The organism is Stenotrophomonas sp. AS012628, from assembly GCF_010608305.1.
Lineage (GTDB): Bacteria > Pseudomonadota > Gammaproteobacteria > Xanthomonadales > Xanthomonadaceae > Stenotrophomonas > Stenotrophomonas geniculata.
In genome coordinates this window covers 102124-113700 of record NZ_VMBJ01000001.1, presented here as the reverse complement: position 1 = coordinate 113700, position 11577 = coordinate 102124, and the positions used below count along the sequence as shown (strand labels likewise).

Annotated in this window: 8 protein-coding genes; 1 reads left to right on the top strand and 7 read right to left on the bottom strand. The window is 67.1% G+C overall.

The features are described 5' to 3' along the window. The first annotated feature begins 51 nt into the window (after positions 1 to 51). Positions 52 to 1110 (top strand): LacI family DNA-binding transcriptional regulator, encoded by a 1059-nt coding sequence (locus G5A07_RS00475; RefSeq protein WP_019337710.1) that lies wholly within the window; start codon positions 52 to 54, stop codon positions 1108 to 1110. 8 nt (positions 1111 to 1118) lie between these two features. Here G5A07_RS00475 and G5A07_RS00470 read toward each other — a convergent pair whose 3' ends face one another. The 7 genes from G5A07_RS00470 to G5A07_RS00440 form a co-directional block, all read right to left on the bottom strand. Continuing rightward, on the bottom strand, positions 1119 to 3677 hold the full coding sequence (locus G5A07_RS00470) for an exo 1,3/1,4-beta-D-glucan glucohydrolase (protein WP_191862331.1): 2559 nt from the start codon (positions 3675 to 3677) through the stop codon (positions 1119 to 1121). Beyond that, on the bottom strand, positions 3674 to 5083 hold the full coding sequence (locus G5A07_RS00465; RefSeq protein ID WP_191862329.1) for a sugar porter family MFS transporter: 1410 nt from the start codon (positions 5081 to 5083) through the stop codon (positions 3674 to 3676). Before G5A07_RS00465 ends, G5A07_RS00470 begins: the two co-directional genes overlap by 4 nt. Before the next feature lie 44 nt (positions 5084 to 5127). After that, the gene (gene xylA / locus G5A07_RS00460) at positions 5128 to 6462 is read right to left on the bottom strand and encodes a xylose isomerase (protein ID WP_191862327.1); all 1335 of its coding nucleotides are present in this window, start codon (positions 6460 to 6462) and stop codon (positions 5128 to 5130) included. A gap of 43 nt (positions 6463 to 6505) precedes the next feature. Next, the gene (xylB, locus tag G5A07_RS00455) at positions 6506 to 7999 is read right to left on the bottom strand and encodes a xylulokinase (protein WP_191862325.1); all 1494 of its coding nucleotides are present in this window, start codon (positions 7997 to 7999) and stop codon (positions 6506 to 6508) included. Positions 8000 to 8161: 162 nt separating this feature from the next. Beyond that, positions 8162 to 9694, bottom strand: coding sequence for a tryptophan halogenase family protein (locus tag G5A07_RS00450; protein WP_191862324.1), 1533 nt, complete (start codon positions 9692 to 9694; stop codon positions 8162 to 8164). Positions 9695 to 9705: 11 nt separating this feature from the next. Next, complete coding sequence (locus G5A07_RS00445; protein ID WP_100050055.1) at positions 9706 to 10728, bottom strand: cupin-like domain-containing protein; 1023 nt, start codon at positions 10726 to 10728, stop codon at positions 9706 to 9708. A 3-nt stretch (positions 10729 to 10731) separates the two neighbouring features. Further along, positions 10732 to 11490: a SapC family protein gene (locus G5A07_RS00440; RefSeq protein ID WP_191862322.1), complete on the bottom strand. Its 759-nt coding sequence runs from the start codon at positions 11488 to 11490 to the stop codon at positions 10732 to 10734. Positions 11491 to 11577: the final 87 nt, after the last annotated feature.

Here is an 11577-nt window from a genome sequence, read left to right as displayed (position 1 = left end):
TCGTCCTTCGCACCCGCGCGGCAGCGCCACCAAGAACAAAGGGATCGTGCATTGGACAAGCCGAAGAAATCGGTTCGCCGCAGAACCGCAGGCGTGACGATCGACGAGGTTGCGGCCCTTGCCGGCGTTTCGCCGATGACCGTGTCGCGGGTGATCAACCAGGGCAAGGTGCGCGACGTCACCCGCGAGCGCGTGCTGCGCGCCGTGCGTGAGCTGGGCTATACGCCCAATCTTGCCGCCAGTTCGCTGGCCGCCGCACAGCACACGCGCATTGCGCTGATCTACACCAACCCCAGCGGCGCCTACCTGCGTGAACTGCTGGTGGGCCTGCTGCGCGTCGCCTCCAGTTCCGCCATCCAGCTGGTCATCGACTACTGGGACAACCTGGATGCCGAATCCGAACGCAGGGCGGCGCGCGCGCTCGCCGGACGCGTCGACGGGGTGATCCTGCCGCCGCCCCTGTGCGAATCGCAGGCCGCCGTAAGCGAACTGGTCAAGGCTGGCATTCCGGTGGTGGCCATCGCATCGGGGCGCCTGAGCGAGGCCCTGTCCTGCGTCCGCATCGACGATTTCAGCGCGGGCAGGGAAATGACCGATCACCTGCTCCGGCAGGGACACACCCGCATCGGCTTCATCCGTGGGCGCGATGACCTGAGCGCAAGTGCGCTCCGCTACGACGGCTTCGTCACCGCCCTGCGCGAGGCCGGGCTGGCGGTGGACCCCGGCCTGGTCCAGCACGGTGACTACACCTACCGGTCCGGCCTGGCTGCGGCCGAGAAGCTGCTGTCCCAACGCCGGCCACCGACCGCGATTTTCGCCAGCAACGACGACATGGGCGCCGCCGCCATCTCGGTGGCGCATCGGCGCGGGCTGGAAGTGCCGCGCGACCTGTCGGTCGTGGGTTTCGATGACACCTCGGCCGCCACCACCGTGTGGCCGGAACTGACCACGATCCACCAGCCCATCGCCTCGATGGCCAACGCGGCCGTCGACATCCTGCTGCGCACCATCCGCCGTCCGGCGGCGGACGCAACGGTGCTGCGCGATCATGTGATGCCGCATCGGCTGATCGCACGCGATTCGGTCGCCGCGCCGCCCCGGCGGCGGTAGCGCAGGCATCATGCTCCGCATCCGAGGGTGACCTCGGCTTCGTTCAGCGCACCCAGCGCGACGCGTGACACGGAGATCGTCATCGCATCGCCCGTCACCACCGACCACGGCCGGTCGATCGCGTCCAGTTTGGCGCCCGCCTTGGCCAGGCACTTCAGCGGCACGCCAGCACGCTTCCACTGGCCTTGTGGAAGCGCCGCCAGCGACGACCCGATGGCGATGCGTGCCGAGCAGCCCGCGCCGCAACCGACCGACAGCCACACCTCACCCTGCGGCGCAGCGTCGACCCGCAGCGTGGTCAGCAGCATCAGGTCGCCGTTGGATTCGCGCTGCAGGTCCAGCGCCGTGTGCGACTGCAGTGCAGCGACGGCCTCGCCCTTGCCCGACCAGGCCAGGCGTCGCCCATCCTCCTGCGCCAGATGATCCACGCCGGTGATCTTCAGCCGGTCATCTGGCAATGCGTCCGGTACGCGGGTCACGGTCAGGCCCTGGCCAGCGGCATCCTCGAGTCGCAGCGCCATGCCAGGGCCTGCGTCACCACGCGCGAAGTAGACGCCGGTCGCGCCCTCGTTGCCGGTCACGCCCGATGCCTCCGGCAGCGCGGCCAGGTCGCCGTTGTCGGCGTAGGTCAGGCCGAAGCCGAACGCAAACAACGGATCGTAGTCCTTCTGGCCAACGTTGTTGGCGTACTGGGTGGCGGTGCGCGGCCAGCTGAAACTGAGCTTGCCCTTGAAATCGTGCTGCACGCGGCCATCGCTTCCGCGCAGCAGTACATCGGCAATGCCGGCGCCTTCCGAGCCCGGCAGCCACGCAGCCACGAAGGCATCGGCGGCATTGATTTCCCGGTTCACCCAGAGCGGCCGCCCGCTCAGGAAAACCGCAACAACCGGTATGCCTTCGGCCTTGAGCCGCTTGAGCAGCGCCAGGTCCGTTTCGTTGCCGGGCTTGTAGGCCAGCGTCGACCGGTCTCCCTGGAACTCGGCATAGGGGTCTTCGCCAAACACCACCACCGCCACATCGGGCCTCACTGCATAGCGACCGTCAACGGCAAGCACGGCTTCACCACCCGCCGCGCTGGCCTGGCGCGCGATGCCCTCATAGATCGTGTCCGCATTGGGGAAGTCCTTGCGGGTGGTGCCGGTGCCCTGCCAGTTGAGCGTCCAGCCGCCCGCCTGCTTGCCGACATCGTTGGCACCGTCGCCGGCCACGAGGATCCGCTGCTTCGGAGACAGCGGCAGGACGTGGTCCTGGTTTTTCAACAGGACCAGCGATTCGCGCACGGCCTGCCGGGCGACCGCGCGATGTGCCGGCGCGCCGATCAGTGCGAACTGCCCGCCGACGGCCCGCGTGGATGGCCTGCCGGCCTCGAACAGCCCAAGGCGGAACTTGACCCGCAGGATCCGGCGCACTGCATCGTCCAGCCGCTGCGTCGTGATCCGGCCGTCCTTGACCGCAGCCAGCGTCGTCTCGTAGAAGCCCTTCCAGCTGTCCGAAGCCATCGCCATGTCCAGGCCCGCGATGATGGTGGCCGGGCAGTCTGTGGTGGTGCAGCCCTTGACCTGTCCATGACCATTCCAGTCACCCACCACGAAGCCACCGAAGTTCATGCGGCCCTTGAGCACATCGGTGAGGTAATGCCGGTGCCCATGCATCTTTTCACCGTTGACGCTGTTGAACGACGCCATTGCGGTCTGCGCGCCGGCGGCGATTGCCGGCGGGTATCCGGCCGCGTGGATGCGCACCAGATCTGACTCGCTGATACGGGTGTCGCCCTGGTCCTTGCCGTCAGTGGTGCCCCCATCGCCCAGGAAGTGCTTCACCGAGGCGATTACATGGCGGCCATCGAGGAACTCCGGTGTTCCCACCCTGCCCTGCAATCCCTCCACCATGGCGGCGGCATAGCTGGCCACCACCTCCGGCGATTCGGAGTAGCCTTCGTAGGTGCGTCCCCAGCGATCATCCTGGGGTACCGCAACGGTCGGCGCGAACGTCCACTCCATGCCGGTGACGCGGGTCTCCAGCGCGGTGATGCCACCGATCTGCCGCAGCAGCTCCGGATTGCGCGTGGCGCCCAGCCCGATGTTGTGCGGGAACAACGTGGCACCCATGATGTTGCTCTGCCCGTGCACGGCATCGATGCCGAACAGCAGAGGGATGGGCTTGCCGCCTTTGGAGGTATCCATGGAGGCGTCGTAGAACGCGTCGGCCAGCGCCAGCCATTCGGCCGGCGAGGCGTCATAGCGGCCGCCGGGATCGGAGTTGCCTCCGGCCAGGATCGAGCCGAGGCGGTAGCGGCGCACGTCGTCGGGGGTGACGCTGGCGATGTCGCCCTGCACCAGCTGGCCGACCTTTTCCTCCACCGTCATGCCGGCCATCAGGTCGGTGATGCGCTTCTCCAGTGTCGGATCCGCAGCCAGCGGCCAGGCGACCTTCGGCCAGGGATCATTGTCGGTAGCTGCGGCGGCGGCAGCCCGGTCCTGGCCGCGGCAGCCGAGCAATCCCAGCATCAGTGCGGCGACCAACGCACCGCTGCGGATTACCAAGGCCTGCGATGTCATGGCGCTCATCCTTCCATCTGCTCCAGTTCCTTGCCCTTGGTCTCGTGCACATGCCGGACGACGAAGATCACCGAGATCACGGCAGCCACCAGGTAGATGCCGTAGGTGGCTGCCAGCCCTGCCGCGGCCAGCAGCATCGGGAACGTCACCGTGACCACGAAGTTGGAGGTCCATTGCGCTGCGCCAGCGACCGCCAGTGCCGAACCGCGGATCTGGTTCGGGAACATCTCGCCCAGCATCACCCACATCACCGGCCCCCAGGACAGATTGAAGAACACGACGTAGGCATTGGCCGCCACCAGCGCCAGCGTGCCCATGCGACCGGGCAGCTGCAGGTGCCCGTCCGCCAGCGAACCGCTGGCAAAGGCCACCACCACCAGTGCAAGCGACAGCGACATCCCTGCCGAGCCGAACCACAGCAGGGGCTTGCGGCCGATCCGGTCAATCAGCAGTACCGTGACAACGCAGGCACCGATGCTCAGCGCGCCGGACAGCACGTTGATCAGAAGCGCGTCGTTTTCGGAAAAGCCGACCGCCTGCCACAGCACGGCGCCGTAATAGAACACCACGTTGATGCCGACCAGCTGCTGAAAGCAGGCCAGCCCGACGCCGACCCAGACAATCGGGCGGATCCGCCCGGTCGCCCGGCTCTTCAGGTCGGGCAGTCGAGGGCGATGATGGTCGTTGGACAACGAGGCATCGATCTCCTCGAGCGTGGCGCGGGCCTTGTCGCTGCCCAGCAGCCGGGTCAGCACCCGCAGTGCATCGTCCTTGCGCCGCTTCACCACCAGGTAGCGCGGGCTCTCAGGAATGGTCAGCAACAGCAGCAGGAACAGCAGCGATGGCGCGGCCTGCATCCAGAACATCCAGCGCCAGGCGGCCTGCCCACCCCACAGCGGTTCGGTCGACGCGCCCGCTGCAGCCGCCAGCAGGTAGTTGGACAGGAAGGCAGCGGTGAGCCCGGTGATGATGGCGATCTGCTGCACCGTAGCCAGGCGGCCGCGATAGCGGGCCGGAGCGACCTCGGCAATGTAGGCCGGCGAGATCACACTGGCCGCGCCTACCGCGAATCCGCCCACCACCCGCGCCGCAATGAACCAGCCTGACGAGACCGCCGCCCCGGCACCGAGCGCCGACAGCAGGAACATCACTGCCGAAAGGATCAGCACGTTGCGACGGCCCAGGCGGTCGGCCAGCCGTCCAGCACTGAATGCGCCCACCGCACAGCCCAGCAGCATCGACGCGATCTCGAACCCCTGCATCCATTCGCCGGACCGGAACGCCTGGTGCAGGCCATCCTGGGTGCCATTGATCACACCGCTGTCGAAGCCGAACAGAAAACCGCCAATCGTTGCTACCACGCTGATCAGTACGATCAGTCGTGTGTTTTCACCGCTGCCTGCTGCCTGGTTCATCCCCGTCCCCTTGAGTGCACCGTTGCGCCCTTCGCCTGCCGCGCTCAGCGCAGCAGGTATTGGTTGAGCAGGTTTTCGTAACGCTCCTGCTTGCCGCTGGCCTGGCGCGGTTCGCCGAGCCGGGAGGCCAGTGCCGCCAGGTCCGGCAGGCTGAGCGTGCCACGCTCGAAATCCTGGCCGGCACCGCTGTCGAAACTTGCGTAGCGCTCCTTGCGCCATTGCTCCCAGGGCGACTCGGTCAGCAGTGCATGGGCAACCTCCAGGCCGCGTGCGAACGCGTCCATGCCGCCAATGTGGGCAATGAACAGATCCTCCAGGTCGGTCGACTCGCGGCGCACCTTCGCATCGAAGTTCAACCCGCCCTCCAGCCCACCCTGGCGCAGCACGACCAGCATCGCGCCGACGGTGTCGTACAGATCGCTGGGGAACTGGTCGGTGTCCCAGCCGTTCTGCGCGTTGCCGCGGTTGGCGTCGATGCTGCCCAGCAGGCCGTGATCGGACGCGACCTGCAGATCGTGCTCGAAGGTGTGCCCGGACAACGTGGCGTGGTTGGCCTCGATGTTGAGCTTGAAGTCCTTGTCCAGCCCATGCTCCTTCAGGAAACCCACCACCGTGGCACTGTCGAAGTCGTATTGGTGCTTCATCGGCTCCATCGGCTTGGGCTCGATCAGGAAGTTGCCCTTCAGGCCAATGCTGCGGCCGTAGTCGCGGGCCATGGTCAGGAAGCGTGCGAAGTGCTCGATCTCGCGCTTCATCTGGGTATTGGCCAGCGACGCATAGCCCTCGCGTCCGCCCCAGAACACGTAATGCTCGCCGCCCAGCTCGACCGTCGCTTCCAGTGCAGCCTTGACCTGCACGGCTGCACGCGCGACTACCGCGAAATCGGGATTCGTCGATGCACCGTTCATGTAGCGCGGGTGCGAGAACAGGTTGGCCGTGCCCCACAGCAGCTTTACGCCGGTGGCCGCCTGGCGCGCCTTGGCCAGGCCCACCATGTGCGCGAGGTTCTTCTGGTACTGGCCGATGTCATCGGCATCCGGCGCCAGGTCGATGTCGTGGAAGCACCAGTACGGCACGCCCAGCTTCGTGAAGAACTCGAACGCTGCGTCCACCTTTGCCTCGGCCGTGGCCAGCGGTGACGATGCCTCCCACGGGAATTGCCGGGTGCCCGGGCCGAACGGATCGTGCCCGGCATTGCAGAAGGTGTGCCAGTAACACACGGCGAAGCGCAGATGCTCCTGCATGGTCTTGCCGCCGATGACCCGGTTGGCATCGTAGACCTTGAACGCAAGCGGATTGTCCGAGCCCCTGCCCTCGAACGGAATGCGGCCGACGCCGGGGAAGTACTCCTTGGCGCCGATGAAGGGCTGCGTGCTCATGGTGCGTGCTCCTGTCGTTGTACGGGGTGTCGTGGAGGAGCCATCAGCCGCGCTGTAGCGGCGTGATGGCATCAAGATGGCTGAGGAAGCGTGCGTAGGCCCGTGCATAGGCTTCGCTGCGGTCCGGATCCGGCCGTGCGGACAGCGCGGGATCGACGGTGACGTGGCGCGCGGTGATGTCGCTGATCGGGGTGGCGTCTCCCTGCGCCCTGGCGAACGCCCACAACGCCTGTAGCGCCGCTCCAAATGCCGCACCTTCGGCCTGCACCGGGACGTCCACCGGCAGGCCGAACACATCAGCCACCAGCTGACGCCAGGCAGCGCTGTTGCTGCCACCGCCGGTGAGCACGATGCGATCGAACTGCATGCCTGCGCGGACAAAGGCGTCGTAGCCGTACTTCAGGCTGTAGGTCGCGCCCTCCATGGCGGCGCGGTACACATGCGCCGGGGTGAAATTGGCGGTGTCCAGGCCAGCCAGCACGCCCTTGCCCAGCGGCAGGTCAGGGGTACGTTCGCCATTGAGGAACGGCAGCATCACCAGCCCGCCTGCTCCCGGTGGCGTCGCGCGCAGGTGCGCATCGCCGTCGCGAGTGCTGAAGCCGAAGGCACGGGCCACCTGTTCGGTCGCCACGGTGCAGTTCATGGTGCAGATCAGCGGGAGCCAGCCCCCCGTCGACGAGCAGAACGCTGCCCAGGCGCCGTCGGTATCGATCACCGGCGATCCGGAGTAGGCAAACAGCGTTCCGGAGGTTCCCAGGCTCATCGCCAGCCGACCTTCCTTGACGCAGCCGGTGCCGATCGCCGCCATCATGTTGTCGCCGCCGCCAACGGCCACCTTCACCGCCGTCGGCAGCCCCAGCGCGGCTGCCGCAGCAGGCGCGATATCGAACAGCGCATCGGGTGATGCGATGGGCGGCAGGCAGGCGGCAAGATCACGATCAGGGTCGGTTGCGCGCAGCAGCTGCTGCGACCAGGTGCGTGTGCGCACGTCCAGCCAACCGGTTCCAGACGCATCGCCAAGCTCGCAGAACCGCTGCCCGGTCAGCACGAAGTTCAGATAGTCGTGTGGCAGCAGGATGGTCGCCATCCGCGCGTAGGCGTCGGTACGGTGGATCCGGGTCCAGGGCAACTTGGACGCTGTGTAGCCGGCCAGGATCGGGTTGCCCGCCAACGCGATGGTCCGTTGCAACCCGCCCACGGCGTCCATGATCTGGATGCACTCGGCCGAGGTGCTGGTGTCGCACCACAGCTTGGCCGGTGCCAGTACCTCGCCAGCATCGTCAACCGGCACGAACCCATGCTGCTGGCCCGATACCGCCAGCGCAACGATGCGTGCGCGCAGCGAGGGATCGATCCGGGCAAAGCAGTCGCGCAGGGCCGACACCCAGTCGGCCGGCGCCTGTTCACGGCTGCCATCGGCACCGCTGTCCAGCGCGAGCGGCGCGCTGGCCGAGGCCACAACCGCCTGCTTCCGCGGGTCATAGACCAGCACCTTCAGGCTCTGCGTCCCTGCATCGATCCCTGCAACCAGACCCATCGAAACCGCCTCCATTCAAAAAAGGTAGCGCTAACATTCCGTGGACTCAAAAAAGGGGCGTGATGTTCAGCCCCTCCTTGCCACCGCTCGCGTCATCGCCACCGGTGTTGCCGCACTGTAACCAGCTGCAGCGGAAAAAGCGTGCTGCAACGCAAAACCCTGCTACGCGTTTGCTGCCGTCGAACGCCACACGTCAACGCCGGACCTGCAGTACTGCGCGATGAACTCCGCCTGCGTCGGCATCTGCGCGGCGGCCTGCTGCCCCGGCTGCTGGATGCCCTTCAACAGGGTGCGCAGATCGGCGTCGCTCACTGCCCGCGCCAGCGGGTGGGCAGGACCGGGCGCGATGCCCTGCCCGAGCAGCACGCTGGTCCACGATTCCACGCGGAACAGCTCGCCGGGGTCCTGCCAGGCGTGTGCGCGCTCGCGCCACGCCTGCAGCCGCTGCTGCAGCGATTCGGGCACGCGCATTTCGCGACACGCCTTCCACATCGGTTCGGTGCGCTGCGTTGCGTGATAGTGCAGGATGATGAAGTCGCGCACGTGCTCCATTTCCTGGCGGCTGACATCGTTGTACAGCTTCACCAGCGACGCACGGATGCCGTCGAACGGGAACAACTGGATCAGGCGCACCACCGCGCTGATCGTCAGATGGATGCTGGTCGACTCCAGTGGCTCGATGAAACCGCTGGCCAGCCCGAGCGACACCACGTTCCCGTTCCAGGCCTTCAGCCGGCGCCCGCTGCGGAACGGCACCTTCCATGGATCGCGCAAAGGTGGGGCCCCGGCATCGCGCAGCAGCTTCGCTGCGGCCTCGTCATCGGACAGGTGGCGGCTGTCATACACCAGCCCGCAGCCAACGCGGTGCTGCAGCGCGATGTGCCAGCGCCACCCCGCTTCGTGGGCGATCGCGCGGGTATAGGGAACCGGCGGCGCCACCGCTTCGGTCTGCACCGCCACGGCCCGATCGCACGGAAGCCATTCGTGCCAGTCCTCGTAGCCGGTGCCCAGCGCCTGCTCGATCAGCAGGCCACGGAACCCGGTGCAGTCGATGAACAGATCGCCCTCGATCACCTGGCCGTCGTCCAGCACCAGCGCCTGCACCGAGCCGTCGTGTGCGTGCTGCCTGACCAGGGCGATCCTGCCTTCGATCCGGCGCAGGCCGTGGGCCTCGGCCCTGTGGCGCAGGAACCGCGCATACAGGCTGGCATCGAAATGATATGCATAGCTGGCCTGCGGCTGGGTGTGCAGCGAGAAGCGGTCGCCACGCGAGGCGATGCTCTCCAGGCAGAAGTCGCCCAGGTCCGAGGGCATGCCGCGGCGCAGGCTGTCCAGCCAGAAGTGATGGAAGGGAGCCGCCCAGGTGCCATGGCCGATGGTGCCGAACGGATGGAAGAAGCGATCCCCCGGCAGCCGCCAGTTCTCGAACGAGATCGACAGCTTGAAGGTACCGGCCACCGCGCGCAGGAACTCCTGCTCGTCGATCTGCAGGAAGCGATGGAAGGTGCGGATCGGCGGCACGGTGGACTCACCGACGCCGACCGTGCCGATCTGCTCGGACTCGACCAGCGTGATCTGCAGTTGGTCACGGAACTGATGCGCCAGCGCGCAGCCGGCCAGCCATCCCGCTGTACCGCCACCGGCAATGACCACTTTACGGATGCGCCCTGCAGGCGTGCTCTCGGTATCCAACACGGTGCCCTCTCTCAACGGTTGAGCCTGCCCAGCAGCATCGCGCGCATGCGGCGGGCGCGCTGCTCGTCGAACGGTGCCAGATCCCCGCGCGCCGTGTCAGGCAGGTGCTGCCCGGCGCGCTCGCCGGGGCCGAATACGTAGTATCGGAAGAGCCCTTCCCAGGCCTGCTTCTCACGCGCTGGCAGGTCGCGCACGGACCACATCGCGTGCTGTAGCGCCGCCAGAGGCGCCCCCAGCCAGGCCGGCGAGCTTCGCCACCAGTAGTTCACCAGCACGTTGAACGGTTCCAGGCTGCGTACATGGTGCCACCACATGCTGGGAATGAAGATCGCATCGCCCGGCCCAAGCACCGCCCTGCGTGCATGCGCCAGCGCGTCGCGGAAGCGTGGATGCCGACCGAAGTCGGGGTGTTCGAAGTCCACCACGCTGACCACCTGTCCACCCGGCGTGGGATCGAGCGGACCCGGATAGAGGTTGTCGATCTGTGCGGGCGGGAACAGCGTGAACTCGCGCTGCCCCACCGCGCAGCAGGCGAGGTTGTCGGGTGTGTCGAAATGGCACGAGGCCGTCACCCGGTTGCCGATCCAGATGCTGGCGGTGGCGTCGATGCCCTGCTTCGCCAGCCCGGCGTCGTTGGCCTGCGCGAATGCCGGCAGCAGGGCCCGCGCGATCGGCAGCGAGGCCACGTAATAGGTTGGCGGCCGCGGCGCATGCAGCGTCGTGGCGATCTCTTCCAGCACCTGGGCCAGCAGGCCCCGCCGCACTTCGAAGTTCAGCCGGGTGAAGTCCGCGCTGTAGAACGGGCGGCCTGCGATCTCGGGGCCGCCGAACGAGTACTGGATGGGCGCACCCGCATCGACGCTGCACAGGTACACCATCGCGTCGTGCACGCCGCCCAGTCCGGCCTGGACCAGTGGCCAACCGCTGGCGATGCCGCGCAGTACGACCGGCTCACCGGCGTCCACCAGGTCAGCCAATGGCAACGCGGCAGGATCGATGCCTTCCAGGATCCGCATCGGCAGGCTGGCGTGCACCGGTCAGTTCCTGATCGCCTGCGTGGTGCCGTCCTGGACGCGGAGACGGCGCTGCTTCTCGGCGATCAGGCGGCGCATGTTATGCAGCGAGGCAAGCATCAGGTATGCACCTTCCAGGTAACCGGCGCGGTTCAACGCAGCCAGGCGTGAACTGTCCAGCGCCGCCAGGCGCTCGCGGTCAATGCCGTGCAATCCGCTCACGCCCACGCGGTGATACGGCGCGAGCTGCACATCAAGCGTGACCGGCTGGATGAGCCCGCAGTCGTCGAGCATCGTGAACATATTGGCCGCGAAGGCACTCCCCTCGTGGATGCCGCGCAGCACGCCGGCGATGTGGTCCAGGTAGGGCGTGTTGCCGCCCTGCGGCAGGAACACCGGCTCACCGGCGCCGGCGGTGACGCGCGGATGGTCCAGGTCCACGTGCATCACCGCATCCTGGGTGAGCACGCCATCCACGTAGTGCTCCTGGAACCCGATCAGGAACGGCCCTTTGGCGGCCGCGCCAGGCAGGTAGGAGGCATTCCAGCGCCCGTCCTGCAGGAACAGGTTCTCGTGTTGTTCGAAACCCAGCAGGGCCACGGACTGCCACGCTTCCGTCCCGGTTTCCCTGCGCAGGAAGATCGGATACTCACGCTGCAGTTCAGCGAACTCGCTGGGATAGGCCGGCACCATGCCCACCGCATCGCCGAACTGCGGCCCGAAGCCGGTGGCGACCTTCAGGTCCCGATGCGCGATGTTGTTGAGCATTTCATAGCGGGCCATCAGGATATCCAGTCCAGCGCGGGGTGGCTGGACAGCAGGGTAGCGCAGGCGCGACAGGTGCGGCGATACCATCCCGGCACGGCACCG